Origin of the sequence: Amycolatopsis ponsaeliensis, assembly GCF_030182635.1 — a bacterium.
Classification (GTDB): Bacteria; Actinomycetota; Actinomycetes; order Mycobacteriales; family Pseudonocardiaceae; genus Amycolatopsis; species Amycolatopsis ponsaeliensis.
Map to the genome: position 1 here is coordinate 98,260 of NZ_JAPZLD010000014.1, position 22,521 is coordinate 120,780.

A 22,521-nucleotide genomic window follows, 5' to 3' on the forward strand; every position below is an offset into this window, starting at 1 on the left:
CCGGACCCTCGAGCGGTACGTGCCATTGCCACGAAATCCATCCGGCCGTGGCTGTGGTCGGATGGGAAACGAACGGCACAGTAGGGTCGGCCTTGGAGCACATCACCGACGCTGGGGGTCCTGCCATGACCGCGGTCACCGAACTCGCGGACGAGTTCGTCGAAGCGCTGTTCGCCGCCGATCCGCTGACGCCCGCGCTGCTGGGCGTCCGCCCGGCCGAGCCCGGCCTGCCGGACCTGTCCGCCGGAGCCGAGCAGGCGCACCGGGCCCGGCTCGCGGAGTTCGCCGAGCGGGCCCGCGCGCTGCCCGTCGACGGGCTGTCCGCCGAAGACCGGGTCACCCGCGAGGTCCTGATCGCCACGGCCGAAGACCGCGTCGCGTCGATCGACAGCCGGATGGCCGACTACACGGTCACCGACATCATGGTCGCGCCCGCGGCCTCGCTGCTCATGGCGCTGCCGATGACGACCGTGACGGCGGGGGAGGCCGCGGAGGCCCAGCTCGGGCGCCTGGCCGCGGTCCCGGAGTACCTGCGCCAGGCCGCGCGGCGGCACGCCGAGGGCATCGCCGACGGGCTCGTTCCGGTGGCGCACCTGGTCGAGGCCGCGATCGCGCACCTCGACCGCTACCTCGCCGCCCCGGACGCGGACCCGCTGCGCCGCCAGCCGGCGCCGGACGAGGAGTTCGGCCGCCGGCGCGACGAGCTGCTGGCCGACGTCGTGCGCCCAGCCTTCGCTGAGTACCGCGAATTCCTCGTCACCGAGGTGCAGCCGCACGGGCGTCCCGCCGACCGGCCGGGCCTGAAGTGGCTGCCCGGCGGCGAAGAGGCGTACGCGCGGCTCGCGAAGGTGCACACGACCACCGACCGCACCCCGGAAGAGCTGCACCGGATCGGCCTCGACGTCATCGACTCGCTCGCCGCCGAGTACCGCGAGCTGGGGCAGAAGGTGTTCGGCACCGACGACCTGGCCGAGATCTTCGAACGCCTGCGCACCGACCCGGCCCTGCGCTGGAGCAGCGGTGACGAGCTGCTGGACACCGCCCGCACGGCCGTTGCCCGGGCCGCCGCCGAGGCCCCGAAGTGGTTCGGCCGGGTCCCCGCGGAGCAGTGCGCGGTCGAGCCGGTCCCGGCGGAGACGGCGCCCGGCGCGCCCGCCGCGTACTACCTGCGCCCGGCCGCCGACGGCTCCCGGCCCGGCATCTACTTCGCCAACACCCACGAGGCGGGCGAGCGGTTCCGGCACACGGCCGAGTCGACCGCGTTCCACGAAGCCGTGCCCGGGCACCACTTCCAGCTCAGCATCGCCCAGGGGCTGACCGAGCTGCCGCTGCTGCGCCGCATCGGCAACTTCACCGCCTACACCGAGGGCTGGGGGCTCTACAGCGAGCGCCTCGCCGACGAGATGGGCCTCTACTCCGACGACGTCGCGCGGCTCGGCATGCTGACCGGCGACTCGATGCGGGCGGCCCGGCTGGTCGTCGACACCGGCCTGCACGCGCTGGGCTGGAGCCGGCAGCAGGCCGTCGACTACCTGCTGGAGCACACGCCGGAGGCGCGCGTCGAGGTCGAGTCCGAGATCGACCGCTACATCGCGTGGCCGGGCCAGGCACTCGCGTACATGGTGGGGCGCCTGGAGATCCAGCGGATCCGCACCGGCGCCGAGGAGCGGCTCGGGTCCCGGTTCGACATCCGCGCGTTCCACGACCTCGTGCTCGCCGGCGGCGCGCTGCCGCTGTCGGCGCTCGCCTCCGCCGTCGACGACTGGGTGGCCGGGCACGGCGACACGGCCAACGGCCTGGCCGCCGAGCTCGTCGAGCTGACCTTCGAGCAGGAGCCGCTGTACCCGTCGGTCTTCGGCCTGCCCGCCGACCACGACCGGCTCGCCGACCAGACCCGGGCCGCGCAGGAGCGGTACCTCGCCGCGTTCCGGGACCTGGCCGCCCGCGCCCGGGCGCTGCCCGCCGGCAGCCTGTCCGCGGAAGAGGCCGTGACGCGCGAAGTCGTCGTCGCCTCCGCCGAGGTCGAGGCCGACCGGCTCGGGGCCCGCAGCGCCGACATCGCGGTCAGCGACGGGCTGACCGCGCCCGCGCTGGGGCTGCTGCTGTACCTGCCGTACTACCAGCTCGACGACGAGAAGAAGGCCCGCGGCTACCTCGCCCGGCTCGGCGCGATCGGCACGTTCCTCGAGCAGCTGACCGAGCGGCAGCGAGAGAGCCTGGCCGACGGGCTCGTGCCGGCGGCATATCTCGCCCGCGTCGGCGTCGAGTACATCGAGCGGTACCTCGCCGCGCCGGACAGCGATCCGCTGAAGGTGGGCACGACGGCGGCCGTCGAGGGCTTCGAAGCCGAACGCGACCGGCTGCTCGCCGAGGTCGTCCACCCGGCTTATGCCCGCTACCGCGACTTCCTGCGCACCGAGGTCGAGCCGGTCGGCCGGCCCGACACCGCGCCGGGCATCGGCCACGTCCCGGACGGCGCGCAGCGGTACGCCGCGCTGATCCGCGCGGAGACGACGACCGAGCGCACGGCCCAGGACCTGCACGACACGGGGCTGGCGCTGATCGAGCAGCTCGGGGCGGAGTACCGCGAGCTGGGGCAGAAGGTCTTCGGCACCACCGATCTCGCCGGGATCTTCGAGCGCCTGCGCACCGATCCGGCGTTGCGCTGGCGCGACGGCGAGGAGCTGCTGTCCGCGGCCCGGGACGCCATCGCCCGCGCGGAAGCCGTGGCGCCGCAATGGTTCTCGCGCATCCCGGCGGAGAAGTGCGAGGTCGCGCCGGTGCCCGAGGCCGACGCGGCGAGCGGCACGATCGCGTACTACCTGCAGCCGTCGCTCGACGGTTCGCGGCCGGGCACCTATTACGCCAACACCCACGAAGCCGACAAGCGCCCGCGGTTCACCAGCGAGGCGATCGCGTTCCACGAAGCCGTGCCGGGCCACCACTTCCAGCTCAGCCTCGCCCAGGAGCTGAAGGACCTGCCGCTGCTGCGGCGGATCGGCATGTTCAACGCCTACGCGGAAGGCTGGGGGCTCTACGCCGAGCGGCTCGCCGACGAGATGGGCCTGTACTCCGACGACGTCGCGCGGCTGGGCATGCTGACGCAGGACTCGATGCGGGCGGGCCGGCTGGTCGTCGACACCGGGATGCACGCGCTGGGCTGGAGCCGGCAGCGGGCGATCGACTTCCTCGTCGAGAACACGCCGATGGCGCGGATGGAGATCGAGGCGGAGATCGACCGGTACGCCGGCTGGCCGGCCCAGGCCCTCGGGTACATGGTGGGGCGGCTGGAGATCCAGCGGCTGCGCGCCGAGGCGGAGGCGGCGCTCGGCGACCGCTTCGACATCCGGGACTTCCACGAAGTCGTGCTGGGCCACGGCATGCTGCCGCTGCCGGCGCTGGCCAAGGTCGTCACCGACTGGGTCGCGAGCCGGACCGACACCCCGGATTCGCTCGCGGACGAATGCCTGGAGCTGATGTTCGAGGCACAGCCGCTGCTGCCGTCGCTCTACGGTCTCCCCGGCGCGCACGACCGGCTCGCCGACCAGTCCGCCGAGGCGGGCGCCCGGCAGCGTGCCGCGTTCACCGGCTTGATCTCGCGAGCCGAAGCACTCGACGCGGCGGCCTTGTCGCCCGCCGAGCGCGTGACGCGGGATGTCGTGATCTGGCAGGCACGCACGCTGATCGACGTGCTGGACTCGGGCCGCGCCGACATCGCGGTGAGCGACGGGCTCGCGGCGCCGGCGCTGGAACTGCTGATGGAGCTGCCGCAGACGGTGCTCGACGACGAGGCCAAGGCCCGCGGCTACCTGAGCCGGCTCGCGGCGATCGGTACGTACCTGAACCAGCTGATCGAGCGGCAGCGGGCGGCGCTCGCCGAGGGCCTCACGCCGCCGGAGTTCCTGGCGCGCATCGGCGTCGGGTACGTCGAGCGCTACCTCGCGGCTCCGGAAGCCGACCCGCTGAAGGTGCCGGTCCACGGGCTCGAGGCCGAGCGCGACCGGTTGCTGGCCGAAGTCGTGTACCCGGCGTACGCGCGCTACCGCGACTTCCTGGCCGGCGAAGTGGTCCCGGTCGCGCGGCCGGAGACGTCGCCGGGCATCGGCGACCTGCCGGGCGGGCCGGAGCGCTACGCGGCCCTGATCCGCGCGGAGACGACGACCGAGCGCACGGCCCAGGACCTGCACGACACCGGCCTGGTGATCATCGAGCGGCTGGCGGGGGAGTACCGCGAGCTGGGGCAGAAGGTGTTCGGCACGACGGATCTCGCGCAGATCTTCGAGCGGATCCGCACGGACCCGGCACTGCGCTGGCGCGACGGCGACGAGCTCCTGGACGCCGCCCGGCGGACGATCGCACGGGCGGAAGCCGTGGCCCCGCAATGGTTCTTGCGTGTACCGGAGCAGAAGTGCGAGGTCGCGCCGGTTCCCGCCGCGGAGGCCGAGAGCGGCTCGATCGCGTACTACATCGACCCGTCGCTCGACGGTTCGCGTCCGGGCACCTACTACGCCAACACCCACGAGGCGGACCAGCGGCAGCGGACGCTGGGCGAGTCGGTGGCGTTCCACGAAGCCGTGCCGGGGCACCACTTCCAGCTGACGCTCGCACAGCAGCTCACCGGAGTCCCGCTGCTGCGGCGGATCGGCATGTTCAACGCCTACGCCGAGGGCTGGGGGTTGTACGCGGAGCGGCTCGCCGACGAGATGGGGCTGTATTCCGACGACGTGTCGCGCCTCGGCCTCCTGACGCAGGATTCGATGCGGGCGGCGCGGCTGGTCGTCGACACGGGGTTGCACGCGCTGGGCTGGAGCCGTCAGCGGGCCGTGGACTTCCTGGTCGAGAACACGCCGATGGCGCGGATCGAGATCGAGGCGGAGATCGACCGGTACGCGGGCCACCCCGGGCAGGCGCTCGGCTACATGGTGGGCCGCTTGGAGATCGAGCGCCTGCGCGCGGAGGCAGAACGCGAGCTGGGCGACCGGTTCGACATCCGCGAGTTCCACGACACGGTGCTGGGCAGCGGAACCCTGCCCCTCCCGGTACTGGCGGACGTGGTGGCCACCTGGGTGACGGCCCGCTCGAAGGGAGCAAAGGAGTGAGCACCGGCGGGAAATGCCGTGTCGACCCGCTGATCACGCGTGTCGACTCCGCAATCACGCGTCAGGCGGCCTGGCCCGGCCCGGATGACGAGGAGCAGCAGACGTGACCTGGCTCGACCTCGCCGACGACACCCCGTTCGGCCTGGACAACCTGCCCTACGGCGTCTTCTCCGTCGGCGGCGCGCAAGAGCGGCGGGTCGGCGTGCCCGTCGGCGAGCAGGTCCTGGACCTGACCGCCGCGGCCGCCGAGACCGCCGCGCCCTTCGCGCCGCTGCTCACCGATGGCGTCCTCAACCCGCTGCTGGCCGCCGGGCCGGACACCTGGCGGGAGGTCCGGGAGAGCGTCCGGACCTGGCTGACCGAGCCCCGGTACGCCGACCTGCTGCGCCCGCACCTCGTCCCGCTGGCCGAGGTGACCACGCACCTCGCCTTCGAGGTCGCCGACTACGTCGACTTCTACTCCAGCGAGCAGCACGCCCTCAACGCCGGCCGGATCTTCCGGCCCGACGCGGCCGAGCTGCCGCCGAACTGGAAGCACGTCCCGATCGGCTACCACGGCCGGGCGGGCACGGTCGTCGCGTCGGGTACGCCGGTCGTCCGCCCGCACGGGCAACGCAAGCCGCGCAACGCCGACGCTCCTTCGTTCGGGCCGTCGCAAAGGCTGGACATCGAGGCGGAGGTGGGGTTCGTCGTCGGCGTCCCGTCCACGCCGGGCACGCGAGTGTCCACTGAGGACTTCGCGGACCACGTCTTCGGCGTCTGCCTGGTCAACGACTGGTCGGCCCGCGACATCCAGGCCTGGGAGTCGCAGCCGCTGGGCCCGTTCCTCGGCAAGTCGTTCGCGACGTCGGTGTCGCCGTGGATCGTGCCCCTCGCGGCGCTGGAGCACGCGCGGGTCGATGGCCCGCCGCAGGACCCGGAGCCGTTCGAGTACCTGCGCACCGGCGAAAAGCAGGGCCTGGACCTGGCGATCGAGGTCCGGCTCAACGGTCACCTCGTGTCGAGCCCGCCGTTCGCGACGCAGTACTGGACGGCGCCGCAGCAGCTGGCGCACCTGACGGTCAACGGCGCGAGCCTGCGCACGGGCGACCTGTTCGCCTCGGGCACGGTGACCGGCCCGGACCGCGACCAGCGCGGCTCGCTCCTGGAGCTGTCCTGGGGCGGCCGCGAGCCGCTGGACCTCCCCGGCGGCCGGCAACGGACGTTCCTGGAGGACGGCGACGAGGTCGTGATCAGCGCGACGGCCCCCGGCCCGGCCGGCACTCGCATCGGCTTCGGCGACGTCCGCGGCACGGTGGTCCCCGGCTGAACCCGCGTCAAGTCCGAATCCGCGAATCCGTAACCCGCGTGACTGAAGCCGGAACTCGCGTGATCGAAACCGGATCTCGCGAGTTCCGGCTTCGATCACGCGAATTGCGGGCCGGATCACGCGAGATCCGCCCGTGATCACGCCGGACCCGCTCGGGAACACGCGAGATCCGGCCGTGACGTTTTCCCCGCCGCCGGGTCGGACTGCGGGGGACGCAAGCGGATGAGAGGGTCGGCCGGTGGGACGTGGAGCGGGGAAAGCCGTCGTGGGCAAGGGGGTCCGGCGGGCCGGGGCGACCCTGGCCAAGTACCGCGAACGCGACGGTGACCACTACGCCGCCGCGGTCACCTTCTTCAGCTTGCTCGCGCTGGTCCCGCTGGTCATGGTCGCCGTCTCGGTGGCTGGGTTCGTGCTGGCCGGCGACCGGCTGCTCGCGACCGAGCTCGACCGGGTCATCGACGGCTCGCTGCCGCCCGAGATCGGCGGGCAGGTCACCGGCGTCGTGCACACCGTCGTGGGCGAACGCGGCCGGATCGGGCTGCTCGCGCTCGCCGTCGCCGCCTACTCGGGCTGGAGCTGGATCAGCAACGTCCGCGACGCGGTCACCGCGATGCTCGGCCAGGACCGCACCCCGCGGCCGCTGCTGCGCGGCATCGCCGCCGACGTCGTGGTGCTGGCCGGGGTCGGGCTCGCGATGGCCGTGTCGTTCGGCCTGGCGGCGCTCACCGGCGCGGCCGGCACCTGGGTCCTGAACCTGACCGGGCTGACCGGCGGGTTCGCGCACTTCGTCCTCGTCGCGGGTTCGCTGCTGCTCGGCCTCGCGGCGAACTGGCTGGTCATCGCCTGGTGCCTGGCTCGGTTGCCGCGCCGGCCGCTGCCGCTGCGCTCGACGCTGCGGCCGGCCGGGGCCGCCGCCGTCGGGCTCGCGGCGCTGCAGCAGGCCGGCGGGCTGTACCTGCACCTGCTCGGCCGCTCGCCCGTGGTCGCGGCGTTCGGCACGCTGGTCGGTGTGCTGCTGTTCGTCTACCTGGTCGTCCGCTGGCTGCTGATGGTCACGGTGTGGCTCACGGTCCGGGCCGAGCCGCCGGCCGGCACGCTCGCCGCCGACGTCCGCTACGCCGGTACGACGCTCGGGGCCGGGGCGTCGGCGGAGCTGGTGGTCCGCACCCTGACCGGCCGGTGAGTGGCGGCGCGCACATCGCCGGCGCGCGGCCCGGCCGGCCCCGTTAGGATCCGCTACTAAGCGCTTGCTCAGCAATGGAGGTGGCCATGCGGATCGGGACCGCGATCAACTACGCCGGAGGCTTCGCCGACAGCGTCGCGGACATCGTCGAACTCGAGAAGGTGGGCCTCGACGTCGCCTTCGTTCCCGAGGCCTACTCCTTCGACGCCGTCAGCCAGCTCGGCTACCTGGCCGCGAAGACCGAACGCGTCCAGCTCGCGTCGGGCATCTTCCAGATCTACACCCGCACCCCGACCCTCACCGCGATGACCGCGGCCGGGCTCGACTTCGTCTCCGACGGGCGGTTCATCCTCGGGCTCGGCGCCTCCGGCCCGCAGGTCATCGAGGGCTTCCACGGCGTGAAGTACGACGCGCCGCTCGCCCGCACCCGCGAGATCGTCGAGATCTGCCGCCAGGTGTGGCGCCGCGAGCGAGTCGTCCACGACGGCAAGCACTACACGATCCCGCTGCCGCCGGAGCAGGGCACCGGCCTCGGCAAGCCGCTCAAGCTGATCAACCACCCGGTGCGCGAGCGCATCCCGGTGCTGCTGGCCTCGCTCGGGCCGAAGAACGTCGCGCTCACCGCCGAGATCGCCGAGGGCTGGCAGCCGATCTTCTTCCACCCGGAGAAGGCCGCCGACGTCTGGGGCGAGTCCCTGGCCGCGGGCAAGGCCAAGCGCGACCCCGCGCTGGGCGAGCTGGACACGTTCGTCAGCGCCGCGCTGGCCATCGGCGACGACGTCGAGCCGCTGCTCGACCACCTGCGCCCGCTGGTCGCCCTCTACGTCGGTGGGATGGGCGCGCGCGGCAAGAACTTCTACAACGACCTCGCCTGCCGCTACGGCTACGAGGCCGAGGCGAAGCTGATCCAGGACCTCTACCTCGACGGCAAGAAGGAGGAGGCCGCGGCCGCGGTGCCGATCGAGCTGCTGCGCTCGATCTCGCTGGTCGGCCCGGCCGGGTACGTCAAGGAGCGGCTGGCGGCGTTCAAGGAGGCGGGGGCGACGACACTGGTCGTCAACCCGATGCTGCCCGGCCGCGAGGCGCGGGTCGCGGCCGTGGCCCAGCTGCGGGAGCTGCTCGCCTGAGCCCGGACCGGCGTCAGACCGGGACCGCGTAGACGGCGATCCGCGGGGAGTCGATCCCGGCGAAGTCGTGGGTCCCGTCGCTGGTGATCAGGCGCAGCTCGGGTCCCGGCCCCTCCGGGGCGACGAGCGTGCTGTCCGGCTCGTCCGCGGGGAACGTCGCGGTGCGGCGAACCTGGAAGCGGGCCTCGCGGCCCTCGTCGTCGCGCACGACGACCGCGGCGCCCGGCAGCAGGGTGCGGAGACGGGCGAACGCGCCGCTGGTGTACCCGAAGCCGGCGTGCCCGGACAGCACGGCGACGCCCGGTGCGCCGGGTGCGGGGCCGTCGGCGAACCAGCCGACGGCCGGCGCCGTGCCGGGCTGCTCCCGGCGGCCGCCGACGTGGCCGAGGTCGACCAGGTGGTTGAGTGCGAGGCCCAGGTCGGGGATCACCAGCGCGGCCGGCAGGACCCCGGCACCGACGGTCACCGGGCGGTCCGCGGTCACCCCGGGAGCGCCCGGGGTGAGCACCGCCGTGACGCCGAGCAGGACGCAACCGAGCCCGGCCACCACCGCGAGCACGGCGGCGGCCGGCCGTACGAGCGTCGAGTGGCGCTCTCCCACGTTCCCCTGCCCCACGCCGATAAGTCGGGACGCGGGGGGCGGGCGTTACCGAATCGTGTCCAGGAGTGGTGCGATTCACTCGATCGGGTTATCCCACTGTGACCTGCGCGTCAATAAAGCACGTCCGGAGGAGGTAAAGCCGACAATTCCCGGCGAACCGCGGCGATTTCGGGCAGTATTGCGTGTTTCGACCTGTCGAACTGGGGATATCCACTCGTCCGGAAGCGAGGTGCGCCGAGCCGTGCGAAAAATCGAAGAGCCCGCGGTGGGCGTGCTGGACGTCGGATCGTTCAGCGCCCGCTTGGTGGTGGTCCCGGTGGACGGCTCGCCCCGCGAGCCGCTGCTGAACCACCAGACCCGGCTGCGCCTCGACCGCGAACTCGACGCCCGCGGCCGGCTCTCCGCCCGCGGCATCGCCGCCGTCACGGCCGCCGTCGCCGCGGGCATGACCACCGCCTACCGCCACGGCGTGAGCCACATCTACCCGCTCGCGACGTCCTCGATCCGCGACGCCGCCAACGCGGCCGACGTCGTCCGGCACGTCGCCGGCGAAACCGGCGTCGAACTGCGGTTCCTCTCCGGCCGCCGCGAAGCCGAACTGACCTACCTGGCCGCTCGCCGCTGGTACGGCGCGGACGCCGGGCCGCTGCTGGTGCTCGACATCGGCGGCGGCACGGTCGAGCTGGCCGCGGGCCGCGGCGACCGGGCCACGTTCGCGCGGTCGCTGCCGCTGGGCGCGCGGTCGATGACCCGCGACTGGCTGCCGGGCGAGCGCGTGTCGACCAAGCAGGTCAAGGCGTTGCGCACGCACGCGCTCGACGTCGTGACCACGACCCTGAGGGCCGCGGACGTCGAAGACCCGCGTGTCATCGGGTGTTCGAAGGTGCTGCAGCAGCTCGCGCGGCTGGCGGGCGTCCGCCCGACCAAGTGCAAGGAGCTGCGCCTCGACGACCTGCGCGCCTGGATCCCGCGGCTCGCCGCGCTGCCGCCGTCCAAGCGGGCCAAGCTGCCGGGCATCTCCCGCAGCCGCGCCCACCAGGCGCTGGCGGGCGCGATCGTGGCGGAAGCGCTGCTGACGGTCGCGGGCGGCAAGGTCGCGATCTGCCCCTGGTCGACCCGCGACGGCCTGCTGCTGACCCTGCAGGACAAGGCGCGGGAAAAGGCGGGGAACAAGGTCGTGGCGGCCTGACCCCTGGCCGCGGCCGGGAAAACCGGGTATTCCGGAAGGTATGAGCCAGCAGCAGCACAGCCACGCCCGCGACGACGAGGACGACGAGCTCCCCAAGCTCCCGACTCCCGGTCAGCTGACGCACGACGTCCCGACCGCGCCGGACCCGGACGTCAACCCGGGTGGGACCGAAGAGATTCCGGCCCCACCCGGGCGTGATGTCGTCAGCGACCTTCCAGAGTGACCGGGTTGGTCGGATCCGCGTACTGACGCACCTTCTCCGAGTCGCGCCGCATCGGGGCGCGGCCCGGGGGCTGGCCCGGCGGGTCACCCGCGTCGATCTTCGGGATCGCGAACCGCTGCGGCTCGGCGGTGACCGTGACGCGCTCGCCGTGGTGCAGCACGTCCAGCGGCTCGCCGTCCAGCACGTGGTAGGTCGCCTGGTCGCGGTCGATCTCCACCTGGAACCGGGTGCCGCGGAACATCAGCCGGAAGGTGATCCGGTCCAGCTGCGGCGGCAGCCGCGGCGCGAACGCCATCGTCGAACCGTGGTCGCGCAGGCCGCCGAAGCCGGCCACGGCGCCCTGCCACGCCCCGGCCAGTGACGCCATGTGCAGGCCGTTGCGCACGTTGTTGTGCACGTCGTGCAGGTCGGTCAGCGCGGCCTCGGCGAGGTAGTCGTAGGCCAGTTCGAGGTGCCCGACCTCGGCCGCGACCACCGCCTGCGTCCCCGCCGACAGCGAGGAGTCGCGCACGGTCCTCGCTTCGTAGTAGGCGAAGTTGCGGGCCTTCTCCTCCGGGCTGAACGAGTCGCCGCACAGGTACAGCGCCAGCACCAGGTCCGCCTGCTTCACGACCTGCTTGCGGTACAGGTCGAAGTACGGGAAGTGCAGCAGCAGCGGGTAGTGCGCGAGGTCGGTGTTCTCGTAGTCCCACTCGTCGTGGTCGAGGAAGCCCTCCGACTGCGGGTGCACGCCGAGTTCTTCGTCGTAGGGCAGGAACATCGCCGCGGCGGCCGCGCGCCACGAGTCCAGCTCGACCGTGTCGACGCCGAACCGCGCCGCCACGTCCGGCTGGCGCTCGCACGACTCCGCCGCCGCCAGCAGGTTCCGCTTCGCCATCAGGTTCGTGTAGACGTTGTTGTCCGCCACCGCGGAATACTCGTCCGGCCCGGTGACGCCGTCGATGCGGAACGCGCCGTGCCGGTCGTGGTGGCCCAGTGACGCCCACAGCCGCGCGGTTTCCAGCATCAGCTCGGTGCCGTAGTCGCGCTCGAACTCGTCGTCGCCGGTCGCGTTGAGGTAGCGCAGCACGGCGTCGGCGATGTCCGCGCTGACGTGGAACGCGGCCGTGCCCGCCGGCCAGTACGCCGAGCACTCGGCGCCGTTGATCGAGCGCCACGGGAACGCCGCGCCGCGCAACCCCAGCTGGTGCGCGCGTTCCCGCGCTTTGTCCATTGTGGAGTGCCGCCAGCGGAGGGCGTCGCGCGCCGCGTCCGGCATCGTGTAGGTGAGCACCGGCAGGACGAACGACTCGGTGTCCCAGAAGGCGTGCCCGTCGTAGCCCGGGCCGGTCAGCCCCTTGCCCGCGATCGCGCGGCTTTCGCCGCGGGCCCCGGCCTGCAGGAGGTGGAACAGCGCGAAGCGAACCGCTTGCTGCAGCTCGGGATCGCCCTCGATCTCGATGTCCGAGGTGGCCCAGAAGTCGTCGAGGAACTGGCGCTGCTCGGTGACCAGGCCCTTCCAGCCGGTCTGGCGCGCGCCCGCCAGCGCGGCCTCGACCTGCGACCGCAGCGCCGGCACCGAGCGCTGCGCCGACCAGCCGTAGGCGAGGAACTTGGTGATGCGCAGCCGCCCGCCCTTCGGCACGTCGACCGCGACGGTGAGCCGTGCGAGGTCCTCCTCGGAGTGGATGCGGGCGCGGATCCCGTCGTCCACCTCGATCTTGTGGTCCATCGCCGCGGCCATCCGCAGCCCGGACCGGCGGGTCTGGTGCACCAGCACGGCGTTGTAGTCGGACGCGCGGTGGAACTCGCCGACCAGCGGCGAGTTCAGCGCGGCGGCCACCCGCGGGTCACTGGTGTCGGACTCGATGGGCTCGTTGGCCAGCAGGTCGGACTGGACGACCAGCTGCAGGTCCTCGTCGAGTGGTTCGACCTCGTACCGGATCGCGGCGACCGCGCGCTGGGTGAACGACACCAGCCGCTCGGTGCGCACGCGGACCCGCCGTCCGGTCGGCGACGACCATTCGGTGCTGCGGCACAGCGTGCCCTTGCGGAAGTCGAGCACCCGGTCGTGCTTGGTGGCCGCGCCGTAGCGCATGTCGAGCGGCTCGTCCTCGACGAGCAGCCGGATGATCTTGCCGTCGGTCACGTTGACGACGGTCTGGCCCTCTTCGGGGTAGCCGTAGCCCGCTTCGGCGTACGGCAGCTCGTGCTGCTCGTAGAAGCCGTTGAGGTAGGTACCGGGCAGGCCGCGCGGCTCGGCTTCCTCGAGCGTTCCGCGCATCCCGATGTGCCCGTTCGACACGGCGAACGCGGACTCGGTGCGCTGCAGGGCGTCGACGTCCATGCCGCGCCAGCGCAGCTCCCACGGCGAGCATTCGTAGCCGCGGGGTTCTTCTTCGGTCATCAATCCTCCAGGAGGTCGGCGAGGTCGTCGACGACGATGTCGGCCCCGTGGGCCCGGAGCTGGTCGGCCTGGTCGGCGCGGTTCACGCCGACGACGTAGCCGAAGTTGCCGGCCTTCCCGGCCTGCACGCCGGACTGGGCGTCCTCGAACACGGCCGCGTGCGCGGGTTCGACGCCGAGTTCCGCGGCGCCGGCCAGGAACGAGTCCGGCGCGGGCTTGCCCTTGAGGTTCCGCTCGCGGATGGTCAGGCCGTCGACGCGGGCTTCGACGTACTTGCTGAGGTCACCGGCGTCGAGCACCTTCGCGCCGTTCGCCGACGACGTCACGACGGCGATCCGCAGCCCGGCGGCCTTGACCGCTTCGAGGTAGCGGATCGAGCCGGGGTAGGGATTCACCCCGCGTTCGTCGATGATTTTCAGGACCAGCTCGTTCTTGCGGTTGCCGACGCCGTTGACGGTGGCGGCGTCCGGGGCGTCGTCGGGGGTGCCTTCGGGCAGCTCGATCCCGCGCGAGCGCAGGAATTCACGGACCCCGTCGGCGCGCGGGCGGCCGTCCACATAGGTCGCGTAGTCCTGGTCGGTGAACTCGCGGTACTCATCGCCGTCGCGGGCGCGAAGAAACTCGTCGAAAGTCCGTTTCCAGGCTTGGCTGTGGAGAACCGCGGTGCCGGTCAACACTCCATCGAGGTCGAACAGGCAGGCGGTGATGGTTTCGGGCAGTCCCGTCATGCTCGCACGCTACCGGTCCTCGTCATCCGCGGGCCGTTCCGGGTGCGGCCGTACCCGATGGATGAGCTCGTGCACGGTGGCGTCCGCGAGCCGGTAGCGCACGACGCGCCCGGTGCGCTGCGTGGTGACCAGCCCGTGCGCGCGCAGCAGCCGCAGGGCCTGGGAAACCGCGGTGTCGGTCATGCCGGTGACGGCGGCGAGGTCGGTGACGCTGATTTCGCGGGCGTAGTGGATCGAGACGAGCAGCGCCAGCCGGGACGGGTCGGCGACCACGGAGAAACGCTGGGCCCACTCGTCGATGACGGCGCGGTCGCCCAGCCCGTCGACCGCGGCGGCCACCCGTTCGGGGTCGATGAGCTTGCGGCCGGCGTCGTTGTCCACCCCAGGATGATTCCACCCGGGCCGGGACCTCCGGTGGCCTGGGTCACGCCGCGCTTGACGCGGGCGGGTGCGCGGGCGAGGCTGCGATTAAGACAGTTGTCATAATCGAGGAGCCGAGATGACCGATGTGGCCGCCGGGGCGCAGACCCGCTCGAAGACCATCACCTGGCAGGACCCGCTGCCGACCGCCCGGCTCGGCGCGTCGATGACCGGGTTCGAGTACATGACGGCCATCGCCGACGGCACGCTGCCGGGGCCGCCGATCGCCGCGCACTTCGGGCTGCGCTGGGAGCGCATCGGCCACGGCGAGGTGGTCGCCGTCGCCGAGCCCGACGAGTCGCTGTACAACCCGATCGGGATGGTCCACGGCGGGGTCGCGGCGACGATGCTGGACTCGGTGGTCGGCTGTGCGGTGCACACGACGCTGCCGGCCGGCGTCGGCTACTCGTCGGTGGAGCTGAAGGTGAGCTACCTGCGCGCCATCCACGCGGGCCGCGGCGAGATCCGCGCGACCGGGCGCGTGGTGAAGGAGGGCTCGCGGATCGCGTTCGCCGAGGGGGAGATCCGCGACGCCGAAGGCAAGCTGCTGGCGACGGCGTCGGGGACCTGCGTGATCACCCGGGCTGCTTGACGTCCCAGTGCTCGACGAGCAGGCCGTCCTCGACGCGCAGGATGTCGACGATGGCCGTGCCCGCCACGTGCAGGTGCACCATGACGAGGTCGTGCTCGGCGGCGATGTGCTTGATTTCCGCGGTCGCGCCGGCGAGCGGTGAGTTCTTGACGGCGTCGGCAAACGCGTCGCGGCCGTTGGGCAGGCCGGGGCTGTGGGTGACGAAATCGGGGTGCAGCGCGGCCTTCGCGGCGTCGAAGTCCTTGTGCACGAACAGGTTCTCCAGGCAGTCGACGACGATCATGCGGTTCGTTTCGCTCATGGGGGCCATCGTCGGCCGCGCGGGCTTCGCGGTCGATTACGTGGCAGGTAATCAGCGCGGCGGCCGGACCCTTCTCGCGCGGATCGCGTCGCCACCGCCGAAGCGGCCGATGACCGCTGCCAGCAAAGCGCGGGCGTCCTCGACGCGGCCGGCGCCGAACTCCGTCTCGAGTTCGTCCTGAAGGTCTGCTCGCAGGGTCCGGGTGGCTTCGACGGCGTCGTGCGCGTGCTCGGTGAGGTGCAGCAGCTTGGTGCGCGCGTCGGCCGGATCGGGCGCACGCCGGACCAGCCCCCGGCGTTCGAGATCGGCGACGGCCTTCGACGCGGCCTGCTGCGTCACGCCCATCCGGTCGGCGAGCGCGGTGATGGACAGCGGCGCGGCGAGGACGTGCTGGATCACGACGCCGTCGTTGAAGCGCAGGTCGCCGAAGCCCTGGCCGGTGAGCCGCCGCTGCACCTCGTCGGTCATCGCCCAGCCCGCGAAGAGGGCGGTGAGTGACAGATCGAGGCCGTCCGGGCTAGGATTCACAACCATGGTTGTGGAATCTAGCAGGGTGCCGGCCCAGCTGGCCGGAGCGTTCGTCCGCGTGGCGCACCGGATCGTGTGGTGCACGCTGGTGACCGTCGACGGCCGGGGCCGGCCGCGGTCGCGGGTGGTCCACCCGATCTGGGACCTCGGCTCCGACGGCTTGACGGGGTGGCTGTTCACCCGGCCGACGCCGCTGAAGCTGGCGCACCTGGCGGCGTCGCCGTACGTGTCGTGCTCGTACTGGGACCCGCAGCACGAGGTGGCGGTGGCGGAGTGCCGCGCGGAGTTCGCGGACGACGAGGAGACGCGCAGGTTCTTGTGGGACCTGTTCGCCTCGACGCCGGAGCCGCTGGGCTACGACCCGAAGATCCTGGGCGGCGAAGACCACCGCGACCCGAAGATCACGGTCCTGAAGCTGACCCCGTGGCGGGTGTCGACCGGCGGCGAAGCCTGGCGCGCGGCTTAGGTGACACCGGCAAACGTCTTGAATGAGTCATTCAGGGCGTCGGAGGTCCTGAATGACTCATTCAAGACCATCGGGGAGGTCGGCAGCCGCCAGAGGGCAGTCAGGCCGCGCCGACGCGGCGGTCGAAGACCAGGCCCTGAGCCGCCCGCAGCCCCACACTGATCGCCCCCGCCAGCACCGCGTCCTCGCCCAGTTCGCCCTGGACCACCTTCGGCACCAGCGGCGTGAACGCCCGCAGCGCGCGGTCCAGCGGCTCCAGCAGCAGGTCCGCCGCCGTGCCCATCCCGCCGCCCAGGACGATCAGCTCCGGGTCGATCACCGCCGCCACCGAGGCCACCGTGTACGCCAGCCGGTCGGCCTCGGCTTCGAGAGCGCGCCGGGCCAGTTCGTCGCCTTCGCGGGCCAAGCGGAACACCTCGCGGGCCGACTTCGCCGTGCCCAAGCCGAGTTCGCGGGCGCCGCGGACCACCGACTGGGCCGCCGTCGCCTCTTCGAGGTGGCCGCGCGCCGGCGGGGAACCGGGGGAGTCGGCCGCGCGGGTGCGGCCGTACGGCAGGTAGCCGATCTCGCCCGCCGCGCCCGTCGCGCCGCGGAACACCCGGCCGTCGACCATCATGCCCATGCCGACGCCCGTGCCGATCGTGATGCAGCCGAACACCGACGCCCCGCGCGCGGCGCCGCTTTCGCCCTCGCCGACCGCCGTCAGGTTCGCGTCGTTCTCCACCATCAGGTCCGGGCCCAGCACCGCCTCGAGGTCGTCGATCAGCCCGGCGCGGCCCCAGCCCGGCAGGTTCGGCGCGTGCCGGAAGCAGCGCTTCTCCGGATCGGCGACGCCGGGGGAGCCGACCACGCGGACAACGATGTCGGCCTGCGACAGCCGCGCCTCCGCGACGGCCGAAGCCGCGATCTTCCCGACCGCCGTGACCAGGGCGGCGCCGGAACGCGCCGTGTTCCGTTCGTCGCGGCGCGCCACGATCGTGCGGCCGAGGTCGGACACCGCGACGCGCAGGTGCTCGCGCCCGATGTCGACGCCCAGCACGTACCCCGCGGTCGGGTCGGCCTCGTACAGCACGGCCGAGCGTCCGGTGCCGGTCGAGGTGTGCCCGGTCGGGCGCGCCAGCCCGGCGGCTTCCAGCGCGAGCAGCGCCTGGCTCACCGTCGGCTTCGACAGCCCGGTGTCCTTCGCCACCTGCGGCCGGGTCGCCGGTCCGCTGCGGCGCAGCAGGTCGAGCACCGCCCGCTGGTTGATCTTGCGCATCCCGGCGGGGGTCCCGACCGTTGGAGCATCTACGCCGGCCACCCGTGCCCGCCTCCTGTCATCCGCTTGCTTCCTGCCACGCTAGCCGCCCGAGCCCCGGTTTCGCCGGAATACGCTCGCTTCGGGACCCGTTGACCGGGGCATGAGCACTCCGGTACGCGGCCGGGTCCGCGTGGCACAAGGCGCGAAGCGGGTACGCGTGTTCCTCGGCGGCCAGGTCGTCGCGGACACGGTGCACCCCCTTCTGGTGTGGGAAGTTTCTTACTACCCGACGTACTACTTCCCGCGCGCGGACGTCGTCAGCGGCGTTCTCGCCCCCTCCGGCCGGACGTCGCATTCGCCCAGCCGCGGAGAAGGCGTTCTGTCGACGATAAAGGGTGGCGGAGCCGAGGCGGTGGACGCCGCGCTGGAATACCCGGATTCGCCCCTCGAGGAGCTCCGCGACCACGTCCGCTTCGACTTCGGCGCGTTCGACTGGTTCGAGGAGGACGAACAGATCTTCACGCACCCGCGCGACCCCGGCGTCCGCGTCGACATCCTGCCGAGCTCGCGCCACGTGCGCATCGAGGTCGACGGCGTCACCGTCGCCGACACCGTGCGGCCGCACCTGCTCTTCGAGACCGGCCTGCCGACCCGGTACTACCTGCCGCGCGTCGACGTCCGGATGGACCTGCTCGAGAAGATCGACACGGTGACGCACTGCCCGTACAAGGGCGCCGCCGACCACTTCGACGTGGCCGGGCACGGGGACCTCGCGTGGAGCTACCCGACGCCGCTGCCGGAGAGCGAACGCGCCGCGGGCCTGGTGGCGTTCCTCGACGAGAAGGTCGACGTCTTCGTCGACGACGTCCGGCAGGAGCGGCCGAAGACCAAGTTCGCCTGACGCGTCACGCGTCCGGCAGCCAGTTCCCGTGGAAGCCCGCGGGAACGCGCTGCGGCAGGTGGACCGTGGCGACCGGCGCGGCGGCGACGTCCCCGGCGTCGAGCACGACGAGGTCGCTGCGGTCCTCGGCCGCGTCGTAGACGTAGGTCAGCAGCCAGCCTTCGCCGTGCTCCGCCGGGACGAACACCGCCTCGCCGGGCACCCGCCCTTCGCCGAAGACGTGCTCGGTGGCCGTCCCCGCGTGCAGGTCGTAGCGGCGCAGGACGTCGTGGCCGGTGACGTGCCCGAAACGCGCGTCGGACCCGGCGAGCCGGTCGTCGATGCGGGGGAACTCGCCGGGCCGGTCGTCGAGCCGGTCCTCGGTCACCGTCCCGGCGACGGGATCGATGGTCCACCGGTACAGGAACGCCGGCGGGTCGTCGTGGCCCGCCTGCCACTGGTGGTCGTAGCGCAGGACGTGCACGACGATCCGGCCGTCCCGGGTGTCGAAGGCGTTGAGCGTGTGGAAGACGTAGCAGGGCTCGATCTCCAGCCAGCGCACGCCGGCTTCGGGCCGGTCGCGGCGCAGCACGCCGAGCCGGGCGCCGTAGCCCGCGTCCCAGCGGTAGGGCATGCCCTTGCCGACCGACGCGTGGTCGAACACCACCGGGAGGTCGTAGAAGACGGCGTGCTCCGCGGTGAGCGCGAAGTCGTGCATCATCGTCAGCCCCGGGACGTCGATGGGCTGTTTGACCACGAGCTTGCCGGCGGCGTCGGCGCGGTAGTAGCTGACGTGCGGCGCGGTGATGCTGCCGTAGCCGAAGAAGTGCAGCTCCCCGGTCGTGGGGCAGATCTTCGGGTGCGCGGTCATCGAGTCGGCCAGCTCGCCGCCGAAGTCGTAGGCGCCGACGGTTTCCAGGTCGGTCGTGATCTCGTACGGCAGCGAGGATTCGACGAGCGCGAGCGTGCGGCCGGCGTGGTTCACCACGTGCGTGTTCGCGACGCTGGCGTGGAGGTTGCGCGTGCCGTCTTCGTTGTACAGCTTGAGATCCGGGTCGTCGAAGCTGTCGGTGCGCACCCACCGGTTGCGGTACCAGGCGGCGCGGCCGTTCTCGAGCCGGACGCCGTGGACCATGCCGTCGCCGGTGAACCAGTGCTTGCTGTCCTCGCGCGGGTTCGGGCCGTTGCGCAGGTACCAGCCGGTCAGCTCGGGCGGGAGCGTGCCGGTGACGGGGAGGTCGAACGCGGTCAGCTCGTCGTGGACGGGGGCGTAGGCACCGCTCAGGTGGAAGTCGCTGGTGGTCATGTCAGGCGGCCTTTTCGGCTCGGGCGCGCACGATGCGCAGGTAGCGGACGGTGAAGGCGACGGGCACGGCGAAGCCGAGGACCTTGAGCGTGATCAGGGCGGCGGTCGCGTGCGGCGCGAAGTGCAGGAGCGCGACGCCGGCGAGGCCGGTGACGGTGAAGCTCGCGGCCCACACGAGCGTGATGACCGCGTTGACGCGCTTGAAGACCGGGTTGCCCCAGAGCTCCGGCGGCGTCATCGTGCGGGCGATGCCGAGGGTGAACGGTTTTCCGATGGCGAGCGAGCCCCAGGCGGTCAGCGCCAGCCAGGCGTCGGTGAGCGCGCCGGTGTAGGTCTTGAGCGGCGACGCCGGGAAGGCGAACGCGGTGGTCGTGAGCAGGGCGAAGAAGGCGAGCGCGCTCCACTCGATGATGAGGGCGTCCGCCTTGCGGCCTTCGCGGCGGGCGTTCAGCAGGAGCGCGGCCGAGAGGACGAGCCCGGTCAGGCCGGACCAGCGCCAGTCGAACTGCGTCGCGACCACGGCGAACGCGATCCACGGAAGGAAGCTCTTCAGGTAGTTCATGCCGGTCTCCCCCGGACGTTCCAACTTTGACATGTCGAAACTAGAAGCTCCTGGGTAGACATGTCAAGAGTGGAATGTCAGACTGAGGGCATGAGCTTGCGCCACGCTGTCCTCGGCCTCCTGGAAGAGCACCCGATGAGCGGCTATGACCTGCTGAAACGCTTCGAGCAGGCGATGTCCAACGTCTGGGCGGCCACGCAGAGCCAGCTCTACGGCGAGCTCGGCAAGCTCGAGGCGGCGGGGCAGATCCGCGTCCACGCGGAGGGGCCACGCGGGCGCAAGGAGTACGAGATCACCGAGGCCGGCCGCACGGAGCTGCGGCATTGGCTGGTCGACGTCGAGCCGAACCGCGTGACGCGCAACGAGTCGCTGTTGCGGGTGTATTTCCTCGGGGTGGTCGGCCCGGAGCGGGCCCGGGAGTATCTGGAGTACCTGGGCGAGACGGGCCGGCGCCGGTCCGGGCGTCTGGAGGAGCTGGAGGCGTCGATCGACTGGGGTGACGACGATGCCTCGGTCTACGGCCGGCTGGTTCTCGAGTGGGGCAAGCGGTTCTCGGCCATGCAGCGCGAGTGGGCGGAGTGGGCGGTCAAGCAGGTCGAGTGAGGGTCGTATAACGCCCTATACCGCGCGTCTCCCACCAGCCGGACGGCGGAATCGCGAGGCTCGCCGTCACTGCTAAGTTCCGGATCATGACCCGCGGTGAGGACGACGAGCGCGTCACGGCCTTGGCGATGGCGGCGGGCCGTGGCGATCGGCGGGCCTTGGAGGAGTGGGTCCGCGCGACGCAGGCCGACGTCTGGCGCTTCCTCGCCCACCTCGCCGACGCTTCCTCGGCCGACGACCTGACGCAGGAGACCTACCTCCGCGCGTTCGGCAGCCTTCGCCGCTTCGCCGGCCGTTCGTCGTCGCGGACGTGGCTGCTGTCGATCGCACGCCGGGTCGTCGTCGACCAGATCCGGGCCGCGGGCGCTCGGCCCAAGATCGCGGACACGGACTGGGAAGCCGCCGCCGAGCGCACCCGCGACCCGGCGGCCGGCTTCGAGGAGCTCGTCGAGCTGGGCCTGCTGCTCGACGGCCTCGACCCGGAACGGCGCGAAGTCCTCGTGCTGACCCAGGTCCTCGGCTTGTCTTACGCCGAGGCTGCTGACGTGTGCGGCTGCCCGGTCGGCACGGTCCGGTCTCGCGTCGCCCGCGCCCGGGAGGACTTGGTCCAGGCCCGTCGAGCCCGCGGTGCCGGTTAGCGGACCCTGGGTCCGTATCGCCGCGCCATGCCGGTGAGCCACTCTCGGCCCACCGGGTTCGCCGTGTGCACTCTGACCTCCACCGGCCAGCGGTCGTTCTCGCACAGCCAGAGCACGACCGGGCGGGTCGTGTCGCCGCCGCCGAGGTCGTGGTCCAGCGAGATTGCCGTGAACTCGCCGTCCGTGAGCAGTGCGATCGCCTCCTCGCTCGACTTCGCCCACGTCCAGCCCGGCGGCGCCGGCCGGAGGTCGTCGACCCAGAGCCCGGTCATGCGGCCAGCAGTTCGCGTGTCCGGGCCTGCTCCGCCGCCGATCCGAACGGCATCACCAGCAACTCGGTCGCGCCCGCGTCTTCGAGGGACTTCACCTGACGGCGCACCGTTTCCTCGTCGCCCACGATCGCGCTGTCGGAGGCGCGGGCGTAGCCATCACGGTCCAAAATGGACCGGTACGCTGGGACCTCCGCTGCCGCGCCGTAAGTTTCTTCCACCCATGCGCGGCGTTCGTCCACTTCGGACGTCACGCAGATCAGCTGACCCGAGACGACCCGCCGGCCGGGACCCAGCGTCGGCACCACGAACTCGCCGATCGCGCGCGGGCCGGCCCACGTCGTGATCACACCGTCGGCCAGCTCGCCCGCCAGGCGCGTCGAACCCGGGCTGACCGAGCCGACCAGGACCGCCGGCCGGGACGCGCCCGGCGTGGTCAGGCCGCCCGCCGCGGTGAGCGTCTCGCCGTGGACGGCCGCCTTTTCGCCGCGCAGCAACGGGTTCAGCGCTTCGAGGTACTCGCGCAGGTGCCGCAGCGGCCGCTCGTAGGAGTACCCGAACTCCCGCTCGACGATGTACCGGTGGCTCAGCCCGACGCCGAGGTGGACCGGCGCGCCGGTCGCGGCCTGGACGGTCAGCGCCTGCGCCGCCATCGTGATCGGGTGCCGCGGGTAGGTCGGCACGACGCACGTGCCCAGTTCGACGCCGGGCGCCGCGGCGCCGAGCGCGGGCAACGCCGTGAGCGCGTCCCAGCCGCCGCGCTGTGCCAGCCACAACGTGCCGTAGCCGAGCTTCGCGGTTTCGCGTGCTTGCGCGGTCATCCCGTCGAAGCCCACACCGAGTTCGTCGATCAAAATCCCCGTGCGCATGT

General features: G+C 72.2%; 22 protein-coding genes. 11 read left to right on the forward strand and 11 right to left on the reverse strand.

All coding sequences use genetic code 11. The features are described from left to right. Positions 1 to 125 precede the first annotated feature (125 nt). The 4 genes from QQ657_RS21845 (at position 126) to QQ657_RS21860 (ending at position 8,718) form a co-directional block, all read left to right on the forward strand. Positions 126 to 5,099 (forward strand): DUF885 domain-containing protein, encoded by a 4,974-nt coding sequence (locus tag QQ657_RS21845; protein ID WP_284744050.1) that lies wholly within the window; start codon positions 126 to 128, stop codon positions 5,097 to 5,099. A 103-nt stretch (positions 5,100 to 5,202) separates the two neighbouring features. Continuing rightward, the gene (gene fahA, locus QQ657_RS21850) at positions 5,203 to 6,408 is read left to right on the forward strand and encodes a fumarylacetoacetase (RefSeq protein WP_284744051.1); all 1,206 of its coding nucleotides are present in this window, start codon (positions 5,203 to 5,205) and stop codon (positions 6,406 to 6,408) included. Between the two features lie 238 nt (positions 6,409 to 6,646). Beyond that, a complete protein-coding gene (locus tag QQ657_RS21855; RefSeq protein WP_284744052.1) occupies positions 6,647 to 7,591 on the forward strand; it encodes a YhjD/YihY/BrkB family envelope integrity protein in 945 nt (314 codons plus the stop codon). Between the two features lie 86 nt (positions 7,592 to 7,677). Then, entirely contained in the window at positions 7,678 to 8,718 is a 1,041-nt protein-coding gene (locus QQ657_RS21860) for an LLM class F420-dependent oxidoreductase (RefSeq protein WP_284744053.1), read from the forward strand. Between the two features lie 13 nt (positions 8,719 to 8,731). On the opposite strand, the gene QQ657_RS21865 is transcribed toward QQ657_RS21860, so the two are convergent. Next, complete coding sequence (locus tag QQ657_RS21865) at positions 8,732 to 9,319, reverse strand: class F sortase (RefSeq protein WP_284744054.1); 588 nt, start codon at positions 9,317 to 9,319, stop codon at positions 8,732 to 8,734. A 241-nt stretch (positions 9,320 to 9,560) separates the two neighbouring features. Here QQ657_RS21865 and QQ657_RS21870 point away from each other — a divergent pair, with 241 nt between their 5' ends. After that, positions 9,561 to 10,508, forward strand: coding sequence for a Ppx/GppA phosphatase family protein (locus tag QQ657_RS21870; protein WP_284744055.1), 948 nt, complete (start codon positions 9,561 to 9,563; stop codon positions 10,506 to 10,508). A 40-nt stretch (positions 10,509 to 10,548) separates the two neighbouring features. Then, a complete protein-coding gene (locus QQ657_RS21875) occupies positions 10,549 to 10,731 on the forward strand; it encodes a hypothetical protein (protein ID WP_284744056.1) in 183 nt (60 codons plus the stop codon). Here QQ657_RS21875 and QQ657_RS21880 read toward each other — a convergent pair. The 3 genes from QQ657_RS21880 to QQ657_RS21890 are packed head-to-tail and all read right to left on the reverse strand — an operon-like array spanning position 10,712 to position 14,226. Beyond that, positions 10,712 to 13,117, reverse strand: coding sequence for a glycoside hydrolase family 65 protein (locus tag QQ657_RS21880; protein WP_284744057.1), 2,406 nt, complete (start codon positions 13,115 to 13,117; stop codon positions 10,712 to 10,714). The genes QQ657_RS21875 and QQ657_RS21880 overlap by 20 nt on opposite strands. Next, on the reverse strand, positions 13,117 to 13,845 hold the full coding sequence (locus tag QQ657_RS21885; RefSeq protein ID WP_284744058.1) for an HAD family hydrolase: 729 nt from the start codon (positions 13,843 to 13,845) through the stop codon (positions 13,117 to 13,119). Before QQ657_RS21885 ends, QQ657_RS21880 begins: the two co-directional genes overlap by 1 nt. Before the next feature lie 9 nt (positions 13,846 to 13,854). Continuing rightward, a complete protein-coding gene (locus QQ657_RS21890; protein WP_284744059.1) occupies positions 13,855 to 14,226 on the reverse strand; it encodes an ArsR/SmtB family transcription factor in 372 nt (123 codons plus the stop codon). Positions 14,227 to 14,344: 118 nt separating this feature from the next. Between QQ657_RS21890 and QQ657_RS21895 the strand changes: the two genes are divergently transcribed. After that, complete coding sequence (locus tag QQ657_RS21895; RefSeq protein WP_284744060.1) at positions 14,345 to 14,857, forward strand: PaaI family thioesterase; 513 nt, start codon at positions 14,345 to 14,347, stop codon at positions 14,855 to 14,857. Here QQ657_RS21895 and QQ657_RS21900 read toward each other — a convergent pair. Further along, a complete protein-coding gene (locus QQ657_RS21900) occupies positions 14,841 to 15,158 on the reverse strand; it encodes a nuclear transport factor 2 family protein (RefSeq protein ID WP_284744061.1) in 318 nt (105 codons plus the stop codon). The genes QQ657_RS21895 and QQ657_RS21900 overlap by 17 nt on opposite strands. Positions 15,159 to 15,209: 51 nt before the next feature. Continuing rightward, a complete protein-coding gene (locus QQ657_RS21905; protein WP_284744062.1) occupies positions 15,210 to 15,692 on the reverse strand; it encodes a MarR family winged helix-turn-helix transcriptional regulator in 483 nt (160 codons plus the stop codon). Between QQ657_RS21905 and QQ657_RS21910 the strand changes: the two genes are divergently transcribed. Beyond that, positions 15,691 to 16,152, forward strand: a complete 462-nt coding sequence (locus tag QQ657_RS21910; protein WP_284744063.1) for a pyridoxamine 5'-phosphate oxidase family protein — start codon at positions 15,691 to 15,693, stop codon at positions 16,150 to 16,152. The genes QQ657_RS21905 and QQ657_RS21910 overlap by 2 nt on opposite strands. Positions 16,153 to 16,252: 100 nt before the next feature. Here the strand turns inward: QQ657_RS21910 and QQ657_RS21915 are convergent, their stop codons facing one another. Beyond that, positions 16,253 to 17,410, reverse strand: coding sequence for an ROK family protein (locus QQ657_RS21915; protein WP_434056764.1), 1,158 nt, complete (start codon positions 17,408 to 17,410; stop codon positions 16,253 to 16,255). Positions 17,411 to 17,552: 142 nt separating this feature from the next. On the opposite strand from QQ657_RS21915, the gene QQ657_RS21920 reads away from it, so the two are divergent. Further along, on the forward strand, positions 17,553 to 18,293 hold the full coding sequence (locus QQ657_RS21920) for a DUF427 domain-containing protein (RefSeq protein ID WP_284744065.1): 741 nt from the start codon (positions 17,553 to 17,555) through the stop codon (positions 18,291 to 18,293). Between the two features lie 4 nt (positions 18,294 to 18,297). Here QQ657_RS21920 and QQ657_RS21925 read toward each other — a convergent pair whose 3' ends face one another. Together QQ657_RS21925 and QQ657_RS21930 are read right to left on the reverse strand one after the other, a co-directional pair. Further along, positions 18,298 to 19,578: a carotenoid oxygenase family protein gene (locus QQ657_RS21925; RefSeq protein WP_284744066.1), complete on the reverse strand. Its 1,281-nt coding sequence runs from the start codon at positions 19,576 to 19,578 to the stop codon at positions 18,298 to 18,300. A 1-nt stretch (position 19,579) separates the two neighbouring features. Next, entirely contained in the window at positions 19,580 to 20,173 is a 594-nt protein-coding gene (locus tag QQ657_RS21930) for a hypothetical protein (RefSeq protein ID WP_284744067.1), read from the reverse strand. A 57-nt stretch (positions 20,174 to 20,230) separates the two neighbouring features. Here QQ657_RS21930 and QQ657_RS21935 point away from each other — a divergent pair, with 57 nt between their 5' ends. Then, the gene (locus QQ657_RS21935) at positions 20,231 to 20,743 is read left to right on the forward strand and encodes a PadR family transcriptional regulator (RefSeq protein ID WP_284744068.1); all 513 of its coding nucleotides are present in this window, start codon (positions 20,231 to 20,233) and stop codon (positions 20,741 to 20,743) included. Positions 20,744 to 20,829: 86 nt separating this feature from the next. Next, complete coding sequence (sigC, locus tag QQ657_RS21940; protein ID WP_284744069.1) at positions 20,830 to 21,381, forward strand: RNA polymerase sigma factor SigC; 552 nt, start codon at positions 20,830 to 20,832, stop codon at positions 21,379 to 21,381. On the opposite strand, the gene QQ657_RS21945 is transcribed toward sigC, so the two are convergent. Further along, positions 21,378 to 21,653 carry a cyclic-phosphate processing receiver domain-containing protein gene (locus tag QQ657_RS21945; RefSeq protein ID WP_284744070.1) on the reverse strand — a complete coding sequence of 92 codons (276 nt, stop codon included), beginning with the start codon at positions 21,651 to 21,653 and terminating at the stop codon, positions 21,378 to 21,380. The two genes, sigC and QQ657_RS21945, sit on opposite strands and share 4 nt — an antisense overlap. Then, on the reverse strand, positions 21,650 to 22,519 hold the full coding sequence (locus tag QQ657_RS21950) for a TIGR03564 family F420-dependent LLM class oxidoreductase (protein WP_284744071.1): 870 nt from the start codon (positions 22,517 to 22,519) through the stop codon (positions 21,650 to 21,652). Before QQ657_RS21950 ends, QQ657_RS21945 begins: the two co-directional genes overlap by 4 nt. Positions 22,520 to 22,521: the final 2 nt, after the last annotated feature.